This is a genomic window from Marinococcus sp. LNSP9103-4, assembly GCF_056034345.1.
Window position 1 is genome coordinate 1 of record NZ_JBQLIA010000037.1, and the last position, 19,957, is coordinate 19,957.

Consider the following 19,957-nt stretch of genomic DNA (forward strand, 5'->3'; position numbering starts at 1 on the left):
ACGACCACAGCCCGGTGGAATTCCGGACGGTGGCCGCATAGGTGTTTTTTCTTGTCTCATTTCGCTGGGTCAGTTCATTTGCCGGGGCGGTTTTTTATGTTGATTTGCATATGCGTATCTTTTCCGCGTCTGTATAGAAAGATGAAATATTTTCTACTTTTTAAAAATATGGCATTTTTTCTTATGTTAAGCTACTTTTGACACGGTAAAATAGTATATAATGGAAAATAGATAATAACGGTTAGAAGGGATATTATTATGGTAAAACAGTATCAGAAAACCTTTATTGCAAATATTAAAAAGCAGTATGAATACTTAGAACATAAGCGGTACAAAGATTTTGACGAAATGTACAGATGGCTTCACACGATCAAAGGCACCGGAGCCACCATCGGGCTGGGACGGGCAGCTGAAATGGCGGAGGAAGCGATGCGGGCGCTCGATACAGAAGCTCCCGCAGAAGCCCGGAAGATGTATGCCGAAAAAATCATGAACGTGCTTGGGGAGGAAGGCGAGCCAGAGAAACTTTCCATTTCCTATGACAATTCCGAAGAAGAATCTTCTTTTGTGCTTCTCGGGCATACAGAGCTTTACGTTTTGTATGAAGTGAAGGAGCAGCTTGAGATGCTTGGCCATCACGTGCTGCTTGCTTCTGATCGAAGAAAGCTTATGGAAAAAATAGAGGAATTCCATCCGGAAATGGTTCTTCTCTCGGAAGATTTGGCCGTACGGGGAGAGAAAACGATTATTGAACGTATTAAAGATGCAGCGAGAGATGCTCTGCTCCCTGTCGTTGTATTCTGCAGTGGCGGAATAGATAGAGAGAGAGCAGATAAACTTTATGAAGACGGGGCTTCCTTTGTGATCAAACCGCCATATTCCACGGTTGAAATGGTGCAGGTCATTCACCGCCACCTGGAGTGGCAGGCTCCGATGAAAGAAGCGCTGACGGTGGACGAGTTGACGAGAGCCTATAACCGTAAAATGCTCGAAATGGAGGAAGGGCGACTGTGGGCGGAGTTTAAACGGAGCGGTAAGCCTTTTTCTGTAGCACTGACGGATATTGATCACTTCAAGCAGATTAATGACAGCTACGGACACGATGAAGGGGATCAGGTGCTCAAATGGTTTGTCAGCCACATGCTCTCCCGGAAACGTCCGAGCGATCACCTGATCCGCCTGGGCGGGGACGAATTTTTGTTCATTTTCCAGCAGACATTTTCGGAGGAAACAGAAAAAATCATGAAGCGCCTGCAGCAGTCCTTTGCCGACTTCGTCTCAGAGCGACGCCTGCCGTACCGGCTCGGGTTTACGGCGGGAACGTCTACCGCCACTACTAATCACGCTTCTCTGCAGGAGCTGATCAATGAAGCAGATGCAGCCATGCTTGAAGCAAAGGATTCGGGCCGGAACGCCGTGGTTTCCTATTCTGGTGAAACAACTATCGATCTTCCTTACATAAATGTATTTATTATTGACGATGATGAAGCGATGGCTTCCTTTGTCGCTGACCAGTTTCATCAGTTAAACATAGCGAGGTACCGGATAAGGACAAAGTATTTCCCTTCTGGAGAATCATTTTTTGAAAAAGAAAACTATGAACGCGGACAGCGGTACTTTGTCGTGCTGGACGTTACTATGCCCGGCATGGACGGGTTTGAAGTGCTTGAAAAACTTCGGGGAAAGTATCCGTCGAGCAACATGATCGTATTAATGCTCACAGGCAACCGGAACGAGGGGGATATTGTTCATGCGCTTGAGCTTGGAGCGGACGATTATTTGATGAAGCCTTTTCGAAAGGAAGAGCTGGTCGCACGTGCGAAGCGATTAATTCAGCGGGTGCTGTAAACAGAAAGGCGGAAAGAAATGTACAAAATACTGGTAGCTGATGATGCGGAAGTACTTCGAATGCTTGTGGTGGATACGTTGGAGGACGAAGAAGAATACACAATTGACGAAGCAAAGGATGGAAAGGAAGCCTATGAAAAAGCAAGTACTGCTTCCTATGACCTTTTAATTATCGATAACATGATGCCTGAGTATAACGGAGTGGAAGTTGTTTCTATGCTCCGGAAAGACGGCAGGCTTGAAAACATGAAAACATTAATGATTACTGCAAAGTCTCAGGACAAAGACGAAGAAGAAGCGAGAAAAGCAGGCGTGATGGAGTTTGTATCCAAGCCGTTCAGCCCGGCTCTGCTTATCACAATTGTGGAGGATTTATTAGATGCTTAACTACATAAAGAAACGTCTCCACCGTAGGTTTAGTATTATTTTTCTATTAGTACTAACGCTTGCTGCCGCCGGGGGTATATGGCAGCATGCCTACATGAGTTCCAATCAGCAGGAGCTTGAGAACGAGTCCAGGCAGTGGCGGGATACGCAGAATGTTCTGGCGGATCTGGAGTTTTATACCCAGCAGATTATTATTGCCGGTCGTGGCTACCTCGCTTTTGGGGATGAAAGTGAAAGAGAAGATTTAGAAAGAAACTTAAGCGCCGCGAGGACGCAGCTTGAGGAATACAGGAGCCTGAACAAAGCAGAAACTGATTTGGTCGCTCAGACGGAACAGTTTCTCGATGACTATGAAAACGAATGGCTTCCACAGCTGACTGAAGCGGTAGAATCCGGGCGTACGACTATTGAAAACCGCGCGCAGGTCAGTTCCCAGGTCGGGGCCCTCGTCAACAGCTTATCGAGTGGACACGATCAGGCAGAGGCAGAGAGGATGAGTGTGAACGATCAATACTTCGAGGTAAACGAGAATTCGCATTTTGCTTATCTGCTGTATCTGATTGCAATACTGATAGCGCTTGGTGCTGTTGTTTGGCTGCTTCTGCGGAAAATTACCGGTCCTCTGGTCGAAATGAAGGACGCTGCGGCAAGGGTGGGAGGCGGCGAAGAAATATTGGTCTCAGACACCCACCGCAGCGATGAAATAGGAGAGCTGAGCCGTTCCTTTAATGTCATGGCAGCAAGTATTCAGCAGAATCAAAACGCGATTATGGACCGGAACGAAGAGCTTGTTACCCAGCAGAATGAGCTGCAGGAGCAGCAGGAATACCTGCGGACATTAAACGAGTTAAATGAAACGTTCAGCGGCTCGATGGGAAAGCAGGCATTAATGGAACAGCTGCTTGCCAAAATGTACGATCTGTTTCATTTCGAAAAGGGAATGGTGGCAGCGATGGAGCCTTTCTGGCAGGCTGCCTGGTACGGGGTAAGTGAAGAAGAAAAACAGCATTTCGAAGATCATTCTGAAGGGAGCCCGCTTGCTTTAATCGCAGACACGAAAAATGTTCATGTCACCGAACGGAAAACAAGAGCCGGGGAAGAAGGATTGAGCGGCGTAGAAACGACAGTGTACGAAATGTATCTGCCGGTGTTCAGCAGTAAAAAAGAAATGATTGGCGCAGCGGTATTCACCAGGACCGGACAAAGCTTTTCGGAGCAGGAGCGCGAGACGATGCGCGGCATTCTCCGTCAGGCTTCCATTTCCTTCAGCCGTATTCTTCTGTTTGAGGAAACGGAGGAGGAGCGATTTTTGTATCAGCGTATTATCGACAGTGTTGATGAAGGGATCCAGTATATCAACGAAAATGGAGAGCTTGAGCATGCGAATCATTGGACGTGGAGTATGATTAATACGGGGGTTCAAAATGAGAAACAAACCCTCCCGTTTTCGGAATGGACGTCAGGGTGGATCAAGCAAATTGATGAAGACTGCCGGGGAAAAGTGGAAAACTATTTTAAAGCTTTTATCGGTGGCGTAGACTCTCCAGACTACAGTATCGAATATAAAATTACGTCAGAGAGCGGCGTGAACGTTTACGAGCTATATGGACGAAATGTGCAGATGGAATCCGAAGAAAAGGGAACTATCTTTGTTCACCGCAACCGGACTAAGGAATTTGAGCTTGATCAGATGAAATCAGATCTTGTCAGCACTGTAAGTCATGAACTCAGGACGCCGCTGTCGAGTATTTTAGGCTTTGCGGAGCTTCTTCTCGTCAAAGATTTAAAGCCGGCCCGTCAAAAAAAATATATAGAAACCATTCACCGGGAAGGGGAAAGGCTAACTTCGTTAATTAATGATTTTCTCGATCTGCAGCGGATGGAGTCCGGCCGTCAGGAATACGGCATGGAAGAAGTTGATATCAGCAGCCTAATGCTTGAGGTCGTGGATACCTTTGAACCGAACCAGCCGGACCACACGTTTGTTGTAAAGGACCGGCTTCAGTATGGACGAATCTATGCAGATAAAAGTAAAATCGTGCAGGGCGTCACCAATATTATTGGCAATGCAGTAAAATTCTCCCCAGACGGCGGCGAGGTAAAAATTGAGCTTGCCAATGAGCAGGATATGGTGAGAGTAAAAATAACAGACGAAGGTCTTGGGATTCCGGAAAAAGAGCTTCCCCGTCTTTTCGGAAAGTTTCACCGTATTAATGATGAAGAGCGGAGGAAAATCCGCGGCACCGGTCTCGGGCTTGCCGTAACGAAGCAAATTGTTGAAGACCACAAAGGCAGAATAGAGGTTGATTCGATAGAAGGGGAAGGCAGCAGCTTCTGCTTATTTTTCCCAATCTCAGGAGTCGATTTCGATATTGAAGAACTGCCGGAAGAAAGTGATCTTCACTCGGTGCTTATACTCGAGGACGACCGGAGCCTGGGAATGCTTCTCTCAGAAGAACTTCGCCACGCCAAATACGAAGTAGTGCACTACTTCAATCCTTACAAAGCGCTTAATGCATTAAAACGGGGACTGCGGCCGGAGGTTTTTGTGGTGGATCTGATGCTTGGAGAAGAAATGGATGGATGGGATTTTATTGAACAGCTGAAATCCTTCCGTCATACCGAAGACGTGCCAATTATTATTTCCTCGGCTTTGCACGAGGATAAGGAGCGAATGGCCCGTATGGACGTCCGGCATTACCTGACTAAGCCGTATCCTCCAAACAGCTTATCCCAACAGGTGCGCCGTATCATTGAGCAGGCAGATAGCCAGGGGGAAGTGTATGTTCCTTCCTTTAATGAAGTGTAACGTCTGTGCCGGTGTGTTAGTCTGAAAGAAGAGAAGGAGTGATGATGCTTTGGGTAACAAGGGATTCAGCAGGGAGCGCCTCCTCCAGACCATTGAGGAAAGCAGGGGTTTTCCGTCGATTGACCCCGAGATTTTGGCCAGCCGCCTGGAGGAACTGGCGGCTGTGGGCCGCACGGAAGAGGGCGGCATTACACGTTATGTCTATACAGAAGAGGAGCAGCAGGCAAAAAATCTTTTTCGTTCCTGGATGGAGGAAGCGGGCCTGAGTGTACGGGAGGACGGTGTAGGAAACATTTACGGGCTATGGGAGTCAGGTCGGGCCGGGGCCCCGATTATCCTTACCGGATCTCATCTCGACACTGTAAAAAACGGCGGTGCTTTTGACGGGGCTCTCGGCTGTGTATCGAGCCTGATGGCCGTAGAAGCATTGAAGGCCGAAGGAGCCGAATTGGACTGTTCAATAGAAATTGCTGTTTTCGTCGATGAGGAAGGGGCACGTTTTGGGAGCGGGATGCTCGGAAGCCGGGCGGCCGTTGGCGATATCTCAAAGGATGATTTTTTTCAAATGCGTGATGATGAGGGAGTGACGGCGGCGGAGGCGATGAAGCTGATGGATTATTCGCCGAACAAGCCCGAGAAAAATATTTATCCGCGTGAACGGCTGCGGGCATATTTAGAGCTGCATGTGGAGCAGGGAAAACAGCTCGAACAGCAGGAGGCGGGTATCGGGGTGGTAGAAGGAATCGCCGGCCCTTCCTGGCTTGACGTTCATTTTTGGGGAGAAACGGATCACGCCGGTAACACTCCGATGAACATCAGGAAAGACGCAGCTGCTGCAGCAGCAGAATTTATTCTGTATCTGGAACAGCTTCCGGCTATGCACAGTGACACCGCAGTAGCTACCGTAGGGAGGCTTTCGCTTGAGCCGAACGGTTCAAACGTAATTGCCGGAGAGGCCCGGCTGACAGCGGATATCCGTGACCTCGACGAAGAAGTCCGGGATCAAATGATCAGCCTGGCGCGAAGCGAAGCAGAAAAAATAGCCGGTCGCCGCGGGCTTACTGTTTCTCATGAAGTGGCCTTCAGAGTAAAACCTGTGCCGGTACCGGAATGGATCCGGCGTTCGATTGAGGAGGCCTCCCGGAGCATCGGCTTAGCTACAGAATCCCTCGTATCGGGTGCTAGCCATGACGCTATGATGTTTGGAGCCTACGTGCCATTTGGCCTGCTGTTTGTGCCGAGCTTTGAAGGCAAAAGCCACACACCGGAAGAGTTTACTGAATTAAAGGACTGCGTAAACGGTGTTGCAGTCCTAAAAGAGACCATACGAACGATAGGCACAGAAAAGGGACGATAAATAAGCGAATGAAGCGGGGAATGAAATTCTGCTTCGTTCGTTTTTTTTAGAAAGAACCTGTTATACTGGAAGCATAGAAGTAAAGAAATAAGGAGCAGCGACACGAATGGCTAAACAGAAAAATAAACAGACGTTTTACGTACAGGAAGAAGAAACAGTGGAAGAGTGTCTCACCCGGATTGCTGCAGAAGGTTTTATGCCGGTGCGCAGAATGGAAAAGCCTGTATTTGAAGAGCAGACCATTAACGGAGAAACACAGTATGTGCCGGTGAGGCAGGAAATCAGTTTTGAAGCAAAAAAGAAATAAACGAACGTTTAATCCAAGTTTATTCTAATCGTTCGAATTTTGATTGACAGATAATATAACAACTTGTTAAGCTGTAACACGTAAGCAAGAAAAGCAGAACGATGACAATCCTCATATACTTTCGGGAATAAGGCTCGAGCGTCTCTACCCGGCAACCGTAAATTGCTGGACTATGAGGAGAATGATCAAACGAAGCCTTTATCTGAAATAGTGGAAGCTTCGGCTTGAATTTTTCTTCTATAGTAGAGCATATACGTTCACGAGACCTTCCCCGGAGTGCGGAAGACTATCCTTTTTTAGGGATGGATCTGGCACCGGGGCTTCTTTATGTCAAAAAGCACGTGAGGAAAAAGCAAAGGGGTGGAGCAAGTGGAACCGCAGGTAGGAGTAGTAATGGGCAGTACTTCCGACTGGGACACAATGCAGAAGGCATGCGAGGTGCTCGATGAGCTCGGAGTACCGTTTGAAAAGAACATTGTATCCGCCCACCGGACGCCGGATTATATGTTTGAGTACGCGGCAGAGGCAAGAGAACGAGGAATAAAAGTGATTATTGCCGGTGCCGGGGGAGCAGCTCATCTCCCGGGTATGATAGCGGCGAAAACGACGCTGCCGGTCATCGGGGTCCCGGTTCAGTCCAAGGCTTTAAGCGGATGGGATTCGCTTTTATCCATCGCTCAGATGCCCGGCGGTGTGCCGGTAGCAACTGTGGCCATCGGAACGTCTGGAGCGACAAATGCCGGACTTCTGGCCGCTCAGATGATTTCAGCCTTTGATGAAAAGCTGGCAGATAAGCTGCAGCAGCGTAGAGAGCAAATGCGTGAGCAGGTCATGCAGTCAGGAGATGAATTATGGGGAAAGTAATGAAACCCGGACAGACAATCGGAATACTTGGAGGAGGACAGCTCGGACGGATGATGGCGTTTGCGGCCAAGCCAATGGGCTACCGTGTGGCCGTTCTTGAACCAAAAACAGACTCGCCCGCCGGACAGGTGGCAGATGTTGAAATTGAAGCATCTTATGACGACCGTGCCGGGGCGGACAAAATGGCAGAAGCGTGTGATGTATTAACCTATGAATTTGAAAATATTGACGCAGAGACAGCCAGGCATCTGGAAAATACTCTTTATCTTCCGCAGGGCAGCCAGCTGCTTCATACGGCGCAGCACCGCCTTCGTGAAAAACAGACCATTGAAGCAGCGAATATTAAAGTAGCTCCGTACCATCAGGTGACCTCCCGCGAAGAGCTATCGGCAGCGGTAAAAGAGATTGGTGTGCCGAGCGTGCTGAAAACATGCCGTGGCGGTTACGACGGCAAGGGACAGGTAGTGTTAAAAGCAGCAGAAGATGCAGAAGCAGCGTTTGAAGCCCTTGGGGGAAGCGAAGGCAAAGAGCTCGTACTTGAAGCGTGGATTCCGTTCCAAAAAGAAATTTCCTGCATTGTCACCCGGAGCGTGCACGGGGAGACCAGCGTGTTTCCGGTCGGAGAAAATATCCATGTTAATAATGTTCTGCACCAGACCATTGTACCGGCAAGAATATCGCGTTTTGTGAATGAAGAAGCTATCGGTATTGCCCACCGGCTTGCCGAACATGTGGATCTTGTCGGCACCCTGGCAGTGGAAATGTTTGTTACAGATGATGAAACAGTGTATGTAAACGAAGTGGCGCCGAGGCCGCACAACTCCGGTCACTATACGATTGAGGCATGTGAAACCTCCCAGTTTGAACAGCACATCCGCGCTGTCTGCGGTCTTCCACTTGGACCCGCTGGACTGAAGCAGCCGGTGGTTATGACCAACATTCTCGGTGAACACGTCGAAGCGGTAACTGCGCATATGGAAGAGTGGAGCAAGGACCATGTGCATCTGTACGGCAAGGATGAAGCCAAGCCCGGCCGGAAAATGGGGCACTGGACGGTGCTCCGCGAGGATCTTCAGGACGCGCTTGATAGGTCCACGGACGTTTGGAAGCAGTACATAGAGAGTTAATTATTAAAGAGAAGAGTGGAGGAACCTGATTATGATCGATCGTTACACACGCCCGGAAATGGGTGCCATCTGGACCGAAGAGAACCGCTTTAACGCCTGGCTCGAGGTCGAAATCTGCGCCTGCGAAGCCTGGTCGGAGCTTGGGGACATTCCAAAGGAAGACGTGAAAAAAATAAGAGACAATGCTTCCTTTAACATCGAACGGATCCAGGAGATTGAAGAGGAAACACGTCATGACGTTGTGGCATTCACCCGGGCGGTGTCGGAGACGCTCGGCGATGAGCGCAAATGGGTTCATTACGGCCTGACCTCCACCGACGTTGTGGACACCGCTCTTTCCTACCTGATTAAGCAGGCCAACGATATTTTGCGCTCAGATTTGGAGCAGTTTCTCGAAATTTTAAAAAACAAAGCAAAAGAGCATAAGCATACGATTATGATGGGACGCACCCACGGTGTGCACGCAGAACCCACTACCTTCGGCATCAAGCTTGCGCTCTGGTATCAGGAAATGAAGCGCAATCTCGAACGTTTTGACGCAGCGGCCGAAGGCATCCGCGTTGGGAAGCTTTCGGGAGCGGTTGGAACGTTTGCCAACATCCCGCCGGCTATTGAAGAGTCAGTCTGCCGGAAGCTCGGCCTGCAGGCAGCGCCGGTATCGACGCAGACGCTGCAGCGGGACCGTCACGCAGATTACATGAGCACTCTCGCTTTAACTGCCACGTCGATTGAAAAAATGGCTGTCGAAATCCGCAGCCTGCAAAAAAGTGAAACCCGGGAAGTAGAAGAGTTCTTCGCCAAAGGGCAGAAGGGTTCGTCAGCGATGCCGCATAAACGAAATCCGATCGGTTCGGAAAACATGACCGGCCTGGCCAGGGTCATCCGCGGCCATATGCTTACCGCTTATGAGAATGTGCCGCTCTGGCATGAACGAGATATTTCCCACTCCTCGGCCGAACGAATTATTATTCCGGACGCTACCACGGCGCTTAATTATATGCTGAACCGCTTCGGCAATATCGTGAAAAACCTGACAGTATTTGAAGACAACATGAAAGCAAACATGGATAAAACGCTCGGCCTTGTCTTCTCGCAGCGCGTGCTGCTCACACTGATCAACAAAGGCATGGTGCGCGAGGAAGCGTATGACACGGTTCAGCCAAAAGCGATGGAGGCTTGGGAAAAAGGCATCCCATTCCGGGAGCTTGTAGAAAATGAACCGGCCATCACGAATGTTTTAAGCAGTGAAGAAATCGAGGACTGCTTTGACCACCGTCATCACATGAAGGAAGTCGATACGATCTTCGCCCGTGCCAGCATCGAATAATAAGGGATAGTCCAAAGGAGGAGCCTGCGATGGAAAAACGCGCTCTATTGTATGAAGGAAAAGCCAAAAAACTGTATGAAACAGACGTGGAAAATACGCTCTGGGTAGAATACAAAGACGATGCCACCGCGTTTAACGGGGAGAAAAAAGAAGTGCTGGTTGGGAAGGGCAAGCTGAATAATGAAATTTCTTCCCTGCTGTTTCAAAAGCTTCATGAAGAAGGCATAAATAACCACTTCGTGGACCGGCTCTCTGAAACCGAACAGGCGGTCAGGAAGACGACGATTATCCCTCTTGAGGTTGTAGTACGTAATATTGTCGCCGGCAGTCTCCACCGCCGCACTGGTATCGGAGAAGGTACTGAAACCGACCAGCCGGTAGTGGAATTCTACTACAAGGATGACGAGCTTGGGGACCCGTTGATTAACGATGATCATATCCGGCTGCTGCAGGCCGCTTCTCCGTCGCAGGTTAAGGACATGAAGCAGATGGCCGAACATGTGAATAAAACGCTCTGGAAGCATTTCTCCGACCACGGCCTGCTGCTTGTTGATTTTAAAATTGAGTTTGGCACGACAGAGGACGGAAAGCTGCTTTTGTCCGATGAAATCTCTCCGGATACGTGCCGTCTGTGGGATAAAGAAACCCGCCAGAAGTTTGATAAAGATTTGTTCCGTTACGGGATTGGTTCTCTGCAGGAAGGCTATACCGAAATATTACAGCGATTAGGAGGAGCTGCACATGGTTAACGTTCAAGTGTATGTGACATTAAAAGAGGGAGTACTTGACCCGCAGGGAAGTACGATTGAAAATGCCCTGCAGACAATGGGGTACCATGAAGTCGCATCTGTTCAGACCGGCAAGTATATTGAGCTCGAAGTAGAGGAAGGAAGCAACCTTGAAGCCCGGATCGAAGAAATGTGTGAAAAGCTCCTGTCCAATCCGGTGATTGAAGATTACACGTATACGATCGGAAAGGGCGTGTCCTGATGAGGTTCGCGGTGATCGTGTTTCCAGGGTCCAACTGTGATGACGATATGTATTATGCAATCCAGGAAGGTCTCGGGGAGCCGGTGGATAAAGTCTGGTACACCGAAGAAAGCGTCGCGGATTATGACGGTATTCTTCTGCCCGGTGGATTTTCCTACGGAGACTACCTTCGTTCCGGGGCTATCGCCCGTTTTGCTCCGGTTATGGCGAGCGTCGTGGAGCAGGCGGAAAAAGGCAAGCCGGTTCTCGGCGTATGCAACGGATTTCAAGTGCTGCTTGAAGCAGGACTGCTTCCGGGAGCTATGCAGAGGAACCGGTCGCTGAAGTTTATCTGCCGCCCGGCCCGCCTCGCAGTGGCGAATCATAAAACCGGCTTTACCTCCGAATACGCAAGGGGCGAGCGAATTACGATCCCGGTGGCCCACGGCGAAGGAAACTACTATTGCGACGACGAGACCCTAAAGGATCTGCAGGCTAACAACCAGATTGTATTCACCTATGAAGATAATTTTAACGGTTCCAAAGAGGCAATTGCCGGCATTGTAAACAAACAGGGCAACGTGATGGGCATGATGCCGCACCCGGAACGAGCAACCGATCAGATTCTCGGCAGTGACGACGGATTGAAAATCTTTCAGTCAATATTGAAGCAATGGAGGAAATCCCATGTCCTTACTACTTGAGCCTTCCGCAGAGCAGATTGAACAGGAAAAAATCTATCAGGAAATGGGCGTTAAAGACGAAGAATTCGAAATGATTAAAAAAATTCTCGGGCGCCTGCCAAACTATACAGAAATTGGCCTGTTTTCAGTCATGTGGTCGGAGCACTGCAGCTATAAGCATTCCAAAGCCCAGCTGAAAAAATTTCCGACAGAGGGAGAGCGCGTGCTGCAGGGACCCGGGGAAGGCGCCGGCATCATCGACATCGGCGACGAGCAGGCAGTTGTATTTAAAATGGAAAGCCACAACCATCCGTCAGCGATTGAGCCTTACCAGGGTGCAGCCACCGGAGTAGGCGGTATTCTCCGGGACGTATTTTCAATGGGGGCGCGCCCGGTCGCCATTATGAATTCGCTTCGTTTTGGAGAACTCGTCAAGCCACGGGTGAAATATTTATTTGAAGAGGTTGTCGCCGGGATTGCCGGATACGGAAACTGCATCGGCGTGCCGACAGTCGGAGGCGAAGTGCAGTTTGACCCGAGCTATGAGGGCAACCCGCTCGTCAACGCAATGTGCGTCGGGCTCATTGATCATAAGGATATTCAGAAAGGTATTGCAAGCGGCGCCGGAAATACAGTTATTTATGTCGGTGCAAGCACCGGGAAAGACGGTATCCACGGAGCTACTTTTGCTTCGGAAGAAATCAGCGACGAATCGGAAAGCAAGCGTCCTTCCGTGCAGGTGGGAGATCCATTTATGGAAAAGCTGCTGCTTGAGGCATGCCTCGAACTCGTGAAGTGTGAATCGCTTGTCGGGATTCAGGACATGGGAGCGGCAGGGCTGACTTCTTCTTCAGCAGAAATGGCCAGCAAGGCGGGGTCAGGGATCGAAATGAACCTTGATACGGTACCGCAGCGGGAGCTCGACATGAGCCCATATGAAATGATGCTCTCCGAGTCCCAGGAGCGGATGCTTCTGGTCGTCAAGCAGGGAGAAGAGAAAGAAATTCATGATATCTGCAGCCGCTGGGGACTTCATTCAGCGGAAATCGGAAGTGTGATTGATGATCAGCGCCTTGTGCTCTGGCACGGCGGGGAGAAGGTGGCGGACGTCCCCGTGGATGCGCTGGCTGAAGACGCGCCGGTGTATTATCCTGAGTCGCGGGAACCCGAAGCATTCCGCAAACGCCAGCAGCAGGAAGCGTGGAGACCGGACGTGAATGATGCGAAGGAAACGCTCACGGACCTGTTAAAGCAGCCGACGGTCGCCAGCAAGGAATGGGTTTACGACCAGTATGATTACATGGTCCGCACCAACACAGCCGTATTGCCGGGATCTGACGCAGCGGTACTCCGCGTGCGTGGTAAAGACAAAGCGCTTGCGATGACGACTGACTGCAATGCACGCTACCTCGGACTTGATCCGGAGCAGGGCGGGAAAATCGTTATTGCAGAAGCATCCCGCAACATCATCTGCTCAGGCGGGCTTCCGCTCGGTCTGACTGACTGCCTGAACTACGGCAATCCGGAAAAACCGGAAATCTACTGGCAGTTTGAGAAGTCGATTGATGGAATGACTGAAGCATGCAAAACCCTTGAAACACCGGTTATCGGTGGCAATGTATCCCTCTACAACGAAACGCAGAACGGCGCGATCTATCCGACGCCGGTCGTTGGCATGGTAGGGCTGATTAAAGAGCTTGCCCATATTACCACCCAGGAGTTTAAGCAATCGGGAGATGCTGTATATATTATCGGTGAAGCAGGGGAAGACTTTGGCGGCAGCGAGATTCAGGAAATGCAGACCGGGTCTATTGACGGCCGGGCTCCGGAGCTTGATCTGGACACCGAGTACAGGCGACAGCGCGATGTGTTAAAGGCGATTCAGGAAGGACTGGTTCAGTCGGCGCATGACGTATCCGAAGGCGGTCTCGGCGTTGCCCTTGCGGAAAGCACATTTGGCACCGGACTCGGAGCGGAAGCAGTAATTGCCGGGGATGTTGTCAATGAATTGTTTGCTGAAACGCAGTCACGCTATGTGATTTCGGTAACACCGGAAAACCGGAAAGCCTTTGAACAGACAGTACCAGACGCAGGATACGCCGGCAGAGTGACAGAAGAAGCGACATTGCACTTATTCAAAGAATCGGGAGAGACGATTCTTCAAGCTTCTGCCAAGGAGTTGGAGAACGCCTGGAAAGGAGCTATTCCATGCTTGGTGAAATCAAAGGCTTAAACGAAGAATGTGGTGTGTTTGCTGTCTGGAATCACGAGGAGGCGGCACAGCTGACCTATTACGGGCTGCATAGTCTGCAGCACCGCGGCCAGGAGGGGGCAGGCATCGTCGTCAGCGACGGCGATAAACTGTCGAGCCACAAAGGACTCGGTCTTATTACGGAAGCCTTTAAAGAAGGAGACCTTGAACAGCTGCAGGGAAGCTCAGCTGTCGGACACGTACGCTACGCTACGGCAGGCGGCGGCGGTCTTGTGAACTGCCAGCCGCTGCTTTTTCAGTCACAGACGACGGGACTTGCGATTGCGCATAACGGAAACCTTGTGAATGCCAACCACGTGAAAGAGGAACTCGAGAGAAAAGGAAGCATTTTTCAATCCACCTCAGACACCGAGGTGCTTGCCCATTTGATCAAGAGAAGCGATGAAACCCGCTTTGAGGATCAGCTGAAGGACGCTCTCTCCTATATTGAAGGAGCATATGCTTTTGCAGTCATGACGGAGGACAAGCTGCTTTGTGCCATGGATCCGAACGGCCTCCGTCCGCTTACGATCGGAAAAATTGGAGACACGTACGTGGTCGCTTCGGAAACGTGTGCGTTCGACGTGATCGGCGCTGAGTACGTCCGGGACATGCAGCCGGGAGAGATTGTCAGCATTGACGACTCGGGCATGCGGTCAGAGCTGTTTTCAGCCTCTACGTCCCGGGCGATCTGCAGCCTGGAATATGTCTATTTTGCCCGTCCGGATTCCAATGTGGACAATATTAATGTGCATACGGCCAGAAAAAATCTTGGTAAAGAAATGGCTAAAGAAGCACCGGTGGAAGCGGACGTAGTGACCGGAGTGCCGGACTCTTCGATTTCCGCCGCTATCGGATATGCCGAAGCTACCGGCACGCCGTATGAACTTGGGCTGATCAAAAATCGGTATGTCGGCCGGACGTTCATCCAGCCTTCGCAGGCGCTGCGGGAGCAGGGTGTGAAAATGAAGCTTTCGGCCGTCCGCGGGGTCGTGGAAGGCAAAAGGGTTGTCATGGTGGATGATTCAATTGTCCGCGGAACGACAAGCAAACGGATCGTCCGCATGCTGAAAGATGCAGGAGCCACCGAAGTGCACGTACGCATTACGTCACCGCCGATTACGCACCCGTGCTTTTACGGAATAGATACGTCAACGAAAGCGGAATTGATTGCTTCGAATTACACCGTCGATGAAATGCGCGATCTAATGGAGGCGGATTCCCTCTCATTTATCAGCATTGAAGGCCTGCAGAACGGCATCGGCCGGGATAAGAGCGAGCCGAACTGCGGTCAGTGTCTCGCTTGCTTTACCGGCAAATACCCTACAGAAATTTATGACGATACGCTCCACCCGCACGATAAAATTATGAATGGTTAACAAAGGAGGGCCTACGGATGTCTGAAGCTTACAAGCGGGCCGGTGTAGACGTTGAAGCAGGATACCAGGCGGTAGAGCGGATGAAAAAACACATTGCCCGTACCGGCCGCCCGGAAGTGATGGGGGCTCTCGGCGGTTTTGGCGGTATGTTTGATATTTCCGGACTTCCTTACAAAGAGCCCGTGCTCATATCGGGCACAGACGGTGTCGGTACGAAATTAATGCTTGCTTTTCAAATGGATAAGCACGACACGATCGGCCAGGATGTAGTGGCGATGTGTGTAAATGATATCGCCGTCCAGGGGGCCGAGCCCCTCTATTTCCTGGACTATCTGGCCCTGGGAAAAGCAGACCCGGAAAAAATTGAGCAGATCGTGAAAGGTGTAGCAGATGGCTGTGCGCAGGCAGGCTGTGCCATTATCGGCGGAGAAACCGCCGAGATGCCGGGAATGTACAGCGAAGAAGAATATGATCTGGCCGGGTTTGCCGTAGGTGCGGCGGAGAAAGCGGATATTCTGGCTGAATCAAAAGCGGAACCCGGAGACGCAATTATCGGGGTGGCTTCCTCAGGCGTGCACAGTAACGGGTTTTCCCTTGTGCGAAAGGTTTTGTTTGAAGAGGGATTGTTTACGATGAACGACACGGTACCGCCGTTTCAGCGTCCGCTCGGGGAAGAGCTTCTCGAGCCAACGAAGATTTACGTGAATGCTGCGAAGGTAATTAAGCAGGCAGGAACAGCCAGAGGTATGGCTCATATTACCGGCGGCGGTTTTTTTGAAAATGTTCCGAGAATGCTTTCAGACGGCTGCGGCGCGATGTTTGACGTTAACAGCTGGCGACAGCCGGAGATTTTTCCCTTCATTCAAAACGAGGGTCATTTGTCTCCGGAGGATATGTTTGGCACCTTTAATATGGGCATCGGTTTAATGACGGTTGTACCAGCTGCGGAAAAAGAAAGCATGCTCGAGGCGCTGAAGCAGGCCGGGGAAGAGGCGTGGGCCATCGGGGAAGTGACTGATGGCGGCGGTGTGCAGGTGAAGGGGGCGACGTGCTGATGAAGCTCGCTTTATTTGCCTCTGGCACCGGCTCAAATGCCCGTTCATTGGTTCGTGCAGCCCGGGAGCAGAGGCTCGAAGCGGAATTTGTGCTGATTGTCTGTGACAAGCCTCACGCCCCGGTCGTTGCCTTTGCCGAAGAAGAAGACATTCCGGTGTTCGCTTTTTCGCCGAAGGAATACGAAAACAAGGCGGCGTTTGAAACTGAAATCGTAAAGGAATTATATGCTAAAGGGGCGGAGCGGATCGTGCTTGCAGGCTACATGCGGTTAATCGGCGATACGCTGCTTACGGAATACGGCGGGCGTATGATTAATGTTCATCCGTCACTGCTTCCGGCTTTTCCTGGAAAAGATGCCATCAGGCAGGCGTGGGATGCCGGAGTAAAAGTGACCGGGGTCACGGTTCATTATGTCGATGAAGGCATGGATACTGGAAGCATCATTGCGCAGGAGCCGCTGCATGTAAAAGAGACGGATTCGCTAGGGACACTCACAGCCGGTATCCAGGCTGTCGAACACCGGCTCTATCCGGAAATTGTCCAGCAGTGGATTGCCCGTCCCCTTAAAACAGTGCAAACCAATACGGAGGGAGCCAACCATTCATGAAACGAGCATTAATTAGTGTGTCAGATAAAGAGGGCATTGTTCCCCTGGCCAAAAGCCTCGAAAAGCAGGGAATTGAAATTATCTCCACAGGAGGAACGAGCCGCGTACTTGAGGAAAGTGGTGTGCAGATCACGGGTATTTCAGACGTTACCGGCTTTCCGGAAATACTTGACGGCCGGGTGAAGACGCTGCATCCGAACATACATAGCGGACTGCTTGCCCGCCGCAGCGATGATGCTCATACAGCCCAGCTGAAGGAGCACAGCATCGAACCGATTGACCTGGTGGTAGTAAATCTGTACCCGTTCAAAAAAACGATCGAAAACCCGGACAAGTCGTTTGAGGACGCCATTGAAAACATCGACATCGGCGGCCCGACGATGCTCAGGGCCGCGGCGAAAAACTTCGAAGACGTTACGGTCGTCGTGGATCCGGATGATTATGAGCTTGTGCTTACAGAATTAAACGACAGCGGAGCGGTGTCAGCTGAGACGAACAAAAAACTTGCGGCTAAGGTTTTCCGGCACACTGCCTCCTATGACGCGTTAATTGCGGATTATTTAACCCGGGAAGCCGGAGAAAAGCATCCCGAAATGTATACCGTGACGTATGAGAAAAAGCAGGATCTGCGCTACGGCGAAAATCCTCACCAGGAGGCAGCCTTTTACCGGGAGCCGATCGGGCCGCTCAGCTCGATTGCAAATGCTTTCCAGCTGCACGGCAAAGAGCTCTCCTACAACAATATTAATGATGCTGAAGCAGCGCTCAGCATGATCCGTGAGTTTACGCACCCGGCTTCGGTAGCCGTGAAGCATATGAATCCGTGTGGGGTCGCGATTGGGGAAACACTCGAAGAAGCTTACGACAAAACGTATGCCGCAGATCCAGTCTCGATATTCGGCGGCATTGTTGCGTTTAACGGTGAAGTGACTGAGGCCATCGCAGAGAAGCTCAAGGAAATATTCCTTGAAATTGTCATCGCCCCGAGTTTTTCTCAGGAAGCTCTTGATCTGCTGACGCAGAAGAAAAATATCCGTCTGCTGACGGTAACGCTCGAGGGATTTGCAGAGCCGCGTTCGCAGCTGACATCCATTCACGGCGGTCTGCTTGTGCAGGATGAGGATACCGGTGGATTTCTGGACGCAGACGTGCGGGTGGTAACGGAGCGGGAACCGACAGAGGCCGAATGGGAAGACCTGAAGCTCGCCTGGAAGGTAGTAAAGCATGTTAAATCCAACGCGATCGTATTGACGAAAAATGTTCAGACGATAGGCATTGGGGCCGGTCAGATGAACCGGGTCGGCTCGGCGGGGATTGCCATTGACCAGGCTGGGGAAGAAGCAGTGCACAGCGCACTTGGCTCCGACGCCTTTTTCCCGATGCAGGATACGGTGGAAACAGCCGGGGAAGCGGGGATTTCAGCGATTATTCAGCCGGGCGGCTCGATCCGGGACCAGGAGTCCATCGACCGGGCCAACGAGTTGGGAATCACTATGGTGTTTACCGGTATGCGCCATTTTAAGCATTAAAATCGGCAGAAAGGTCCGGGAAATGGCTTCCCGGGCTTTTATTTGAAACCAGTGAAGCATGAATATAACGGTTTTCGAACAGGAGGATGGCGATGAATGTCTTAGTAGTAGGAGCAGGCGGCCGGGAGCATGCCCTCGCTTATGCCTTTGCAAAAAGTGCGAGTGTGACCCGCGTGTATGCAGCACCGGGTAATGACGGTATGGAGAATTATGCGGAATGCGTGAACATAGCGGAAAGTGATCAGGAAAGCCTGGTTGCCTTCGCAAAGGAAAAGAAGGTGGAGCTGACCGTGATCGGGCCGGAAGCCCCGCTTTTGGCCGGGCTTGCCGACCGTTTTGAGCAGGAAGGGCTGCGTGTGTTTGGTCCGGGTGAGAAAGCAGCTATGATTGAAGGAAGTAAATCCTACGCGAAAGAAGTCATGGAACGCTATCATATTCCGACCGGCGCCTATGCTTCATTTTCAAAATATGAAGAAGCAGAGGCTTATGTACGCCGCCAGGGAGCGCCGATTGTTATTAAAGCAGACGGTCTGGCTGCCGGGAAAGGGGTCACCGTGGCGATGACCGAAGCCGAAGCGCTGCAGGCGCTCGAAGAAGTACTGAAAGACCACAAGTTCGGCGAAGCGGGAGCCGAAGTAGTCATTGAAGAATTTTTAGAGGGCGAAGAACTGTCTTTAATGGCTTTTGTACACGGTGAAACAGTCGTGCCAATGGTAGCTGCGCAGGATCATAAACGTGCATATGATAACGACGAAGGGCCCAATACCGGAGGAATGGGTGCTTACAGCCCCGTTCCTCAATTTACTCAAAAAGACATCGATGAAGCGGTGGAAAAAGTACTCCAGCCGGCAGCCTCCGGCCTGATGGAGGAAGGCGCGCCGTTCACCGGTGTCCTGTATGCCGGATTAATGATGACGTCTGCGGGACCGAAAGTGATTGAGTTTAATGCGAGGTTTGGTGACCCGGAGGCGCAGGTCGTGCTTCCGCGACTCGAATCGGATCTGGCGGAGCTTTTGGTAATCCTCCTCGACGGAGGCAGGCCGGAGCCAGTCTGGTCGGAAGAAGCGGTACTCGGAGTAGTGGCTGCTTCTAAAGGCTATCCGGGCACCTATGAAAAGAACTGTCCCATCCATCATGTGCCGGAAAGCCCTCTTCTTTTTTTCGCTGGAGTGGAAAAAAAGAACGGCGTTTATGTAAACAGCGGCGGCCGGGTGCTGCTGCTTTCAGAGAAAGCTGCGACCCTCGGGGAAGCGAAGGCGCAGGTATATGAAAAAATGAAGGAACTTGATACGGGTAATTTATTTTACCGCACCGATATTGGTTTCCGGGCTCTGCAATAATGAAAAGCAAAACTGTTTCTGCCGTCAGCAGAAACAGTTTTCAGATTGTTGAGAAACAAAATAAAAGCGTCATGTTTGTTCGTGGATCGTTCGATCCACGTTCTTTTTTGGCTGGTG

Annotated in this window: 17 protein-coding genes and 1 riboswitch; all 17 genes read left to right on the forward strand. The window is 50.8% G+C overall.

The annotated features are described in order from the left end of the window. Positions 1-258: 258 nt before the first annotated feature. The 17 genes from ACTRXG_RS16105 to purD all read left to right on the forward strand — a co-directional run bounded on the left by ACTRXG_RS16105 (position 259) and on the right by purD (position 19,840). The gene (locus ACTRXG_RS16105) at positions 259-1,848 is read left to right on the forward strand and encodes a diguanylate cyclase domain-containing protein (RefSeq protein WP_474285941.1); all 1,590 of its coding nucleotides are present in this window, start codon (positions 259-261) and stop codon (positions 1,846-1,848) included. A gap of 18 nt (positions 1,849-1,866) precedes the next feature. After that, positions 1,867-2,235, forward strand: coding sequence for a response regulator (locus tag ACTRXG_RS16110; protein ID WP_474262473.1), 369 nt, complete (start codon positions 1,867-1,869; stop codon positions 2,233-2,235). Continuing rightward, on the forward strand, positions 2,228-5,044 hold the full coding sequence (locus tag ACTRXG_RS16115) for an ATP-binding protein (protein ID WP_474285942.1): 2,817 nt from the start codon (positions 2,228-2,230) through the stop codon (positions 5,042-5,044). The genes ACTRXG_RS16110 and ACTRXG_RS16115 overlap by 8 nt, the downstream gene beginning before the upstream one ends. Before the next feature lie 49 nt (positions 5,045-5,093). Next, on the forward strand, positions 5,094-6,401 hold the full coding sequence (locus tag ACTRXG_RS16120; protein WP_474285943.1) for an allantoate amidohydrolase: 1,308 nt from the start codon (positions 5,094-5,096) through the stop codon (positions 6,399-6,401). A 106-nt stretch (positions 6,402-6,507) separates the two neighbouring features. Next, positions 6,508-6,708 carry an NETI motif-containing protein gene (locus tag ACTRXG_RS16125; protein WP_474285945.1) on the forward strand — a complete coding sequence of 67 codons (201 nt, stop codon included), beginning with the start codon at positions 6,508-6,510 and terminating at the stop codon, positions 6,706-6,708. A 91-nt stretch (positions 6,709-6,799) separates the two neighbouring features. Beyond that, positions 6,800-6,901, forward strand: a riboswitch (purine riboswitch). A 176-nt stretch (positions 6,902-7,077) separates the two neighbouring features. Then, a complete protein-coding gene (gene purE / locus ACTRXG_RS16130) occupies positions 7,078-7,572 on the forward strand; it encodes a 5-(carboxyamino)imidazole ribonucleotide mutase (protein WP_474262469.1) in 495 nt (164 codons plus the stop codon). Further along, the gene (gene purK, locus ACTRXG_RS16135; RefSeq protein ID WP_474285946.1) at positions 7,560-8,699 is read left to right on the forward strand and encodes a 5-(carboxyamino)imidazole ribonucleotide synthase; all 1,140 of its coding nucleotides are present in this window, start codon (positions 7,560-7,562) and stop codon (positions 8,697-8,699) included. Before purE ends, purK begins: the two co-directional genes overlap by 13 nt. Before the next feature lie 31 nt (positions 8,700-8,730). Continuing rightward, entirely contained in the window at positions 8,731-10,026 is a 1,296-nt protein-coding gene (gene purB / locus ACTRXG_RS16140) for an adenylosuccinate lyase (RefSeq protein WP_474285947.1), read from the forward strand. Positions 10,027-10,055: 29 nt separating this feature from the next. Then, positions 10,056-10,775 (forward strand): phosphoribosylaminoimidazolesuccinocarboxamide synthase, encoded by a 720-nt coding sequence (gene purC, locus ACTRXG_RS16145; protein WP_474262466.1) that lies wholly within the window; start codon positions 10,056-10,058, stop codon positions 10,773-10,775. Continuing rightward, complete coding sequence (gene purS, locus ACTRXG_RS16150; RefSeq protein WP_474262465.1) at positions 10,768-11,016, forward strand: phosphoribosylformylglycinamidine synthase subunit PurS; 249 nt, start codon at positions 10,768-10,770, stop codon at positions 11,014-11,016. Before purC ends, purS begins: the two co-directional genes overlap by 8 nt. Then, positions 11,016-11,699 carry a phosphoribosylformylglycinamidine synthase subunit PurQ gene (purQ, locus tag ACTRXG_RS16155; RefSeq protein WP_474285949.1) on the forward strand — a complete coding sequence of 228 codons (684 nt, stop codon included), beginning with the start codon at positions 11,016-11,018 and terminating at the stop codon, positions 11,697-11,699. Before purS ends, purQ begins: the two co-directional genes overlap by 1 nt. Then, a complete protein-coding gene (gene purL / locus ACTRXG_RS16160; protein WP_474285951.1) occupies positions 11,683-13,911 on the forward strand; it encodes a phosphoribosylformylglycinamidine synthase subunit PurL in 2,229 nt (742 codons plus the stop codon). Before purQ ends, purL begins: the two co-directional genes overlap by 17 nt. Further along, positions 13,887-15,308 carry an amidophosphoribosyltransferase gene (purF, locus tag ACTRXG_RS16165; protein WP_474278795.1) on the forward strand — a complete coding sequence of 474 codons (1,422 nt, stop codon included), beginning with the start codon at positions 13,887-13,889 and terminating at the stop codon, positions 15,306-15,308. Before purL ends, purF begins: the two co-directional genes overlap by 25 nt. Before the next feature lie 17 nt (positions 15,309-15,325). Then, positions 15,326-16,363: a phosphoribosylformylglycinamidine cyclo-ligase gene (gene purM, locus ACTRXG_RS16170; protein WP_474285952.1), complete on the forward strand. Its 1,038-nt coding sequence runs from the start codon at positions 15,326-15,328 to the stop codon at positions 16,361-16,363. Beyond that, positions 16,360-16,971 carry a phosphoribosylglycinamide formyltransferase gene (gene purN, locus ACTRXG_RS16175; RefSeq protein WP_474262582.1) on the forward strand — a complete coding sequence of 204 codons (612 nt, stop codon included), beginning with the start codon at positions 16,360-16,362 and terminating at the stop codon, positions 16,969-16,971. The genes purM and purN overlap by 4 nt, the downstream gene beginning before the upstream one ends. Continuing rightward, entirely contained in the window at positions 16,968-18,500 is a 1,533-nt protein-coding gene (purH, locus tag ACTRXG_RS16180; protein ID WP_474262460.1) for a bifunctional phosphoribosylaminoimidazolecarboxamide formyltransferase/IMP cyclohydrolase, read from the forward strand. Before purN ends, purH begins: the two co-directional genes overlap by 4 nt. Before the next feature lie 92 nt (positions 18,501-18,592). Then, a complete protein-coding gene (gene purD, locus ACTRXG_RS16185; protein WP_474285954.1) occupies positions 18,593-19,840 on the forward strand; it encodes a phosphoribosylamine--glycine ligase in 1,248 nt (415 codons plus the stop codon). Positions 19,841-19,957: the final 117 nt, after the last annotated feature.

What these genes read in the sequence shown, in the direction of transcription:
- purH (WP_474262460.1), top strand. Translation starts at nt 16,968, where the DNA reads ATGAAACGAGCATTAATTAGTGTGTCAGATAAAGAGGGCATTGTTCCC.
- purB (WP_474285947.1), top strand. Translation starts at nt 8,731, where the DNA reads ATGATCGATCGTTACACACGCCCGGAAATGGGTGCCATCTGGACCGAA.
- purC (WP_474262466.1), top strand. Translation starts at nt 10,056, where the DNA reads ATGGAAAAACGCGCTCTATTGTATGAAGGAAAAGCCAAAAAACTGTAT.
- ACTRXG_RS16105 (WP_474285941.1), top strand. Translation starts at nt 259, where the DNA reads ATGGTAAAACAGTATCAGAAAACCTTTATTGCAAATATTAAAAAGCAG.
- purM (WP_474285952.1), top strand. Translation starts at nt 15,326, where the DNA reads ATGTCTGAAGCTTACAAGCGGGCCGGTGTAGACGTTGAAGCAGGATAC.
- ACTRXG_RS16110 (WP_474262473.1), top strand. Translation starts at nt 1,867, where the DNA reads ATGTACAAAATACTGGTAGCTGATGATGCGGAAGTACTTCGAATGCTT.
- ACTRXG_RS16115 (WP_474285942.1), top strand. Translation starts at nt 2,228, where the DNA reads ATGCTTAACTACATAAAGAAACGTCTCCACCGTAGGTTTAGTATTATT.
- ACTRXG_RS16125 (WP_474285945.1), top strand. Translation starts at nt 6,508, where the DNA reads ATGGCTAAACAGAAAAATAAACAGACGTTTTACGTACAGGAAGAAGAA.
- purK (WP_474285946.1), top strand. Translation starts at nt 7,560, where the DNA reads ATGGGGAAAGTAATGAAACCCGGACAGACAATCGGAATACTTGGAGGA.
- purS (WP_474262465.1), top strand. Translation starts at nt 10,768, where the DNA reads ATGGTTAACGTTCAAGTGTATGTGACATTAAAAGAGGGAGTACTTGAC.
- purD (WP_474285954.1), top strand. Translation starts at nt 18,593, where the DNA reads ATGAATGTCTTAGTAGTAGGAGCAGGCGGCCGGGAGCATGCCCTCGCT.
- purF (WP_474278795.1), top strand. Translation starts at nt 13,887, where the DNA reads ATGCTTGGTGAAATCAAAGGCTTAAACGAAGAATGTGGTGTGTTTGCT.
- purL (WP_474285951.1), top strand. Translation starts at nt 11,683, where the DNA reads ATGTCCTTACTACTTGAGCCTTCCGCAGAGCAGATTGAACAGGAAAAA.
- purQ (WP_474285949.1), top strand. Translation starts at nt 11,016, where the DNA reads ATGAGGTTCGCGGTGATCGTGTTTCCAGGGTCCAACTGTGATGACGAT.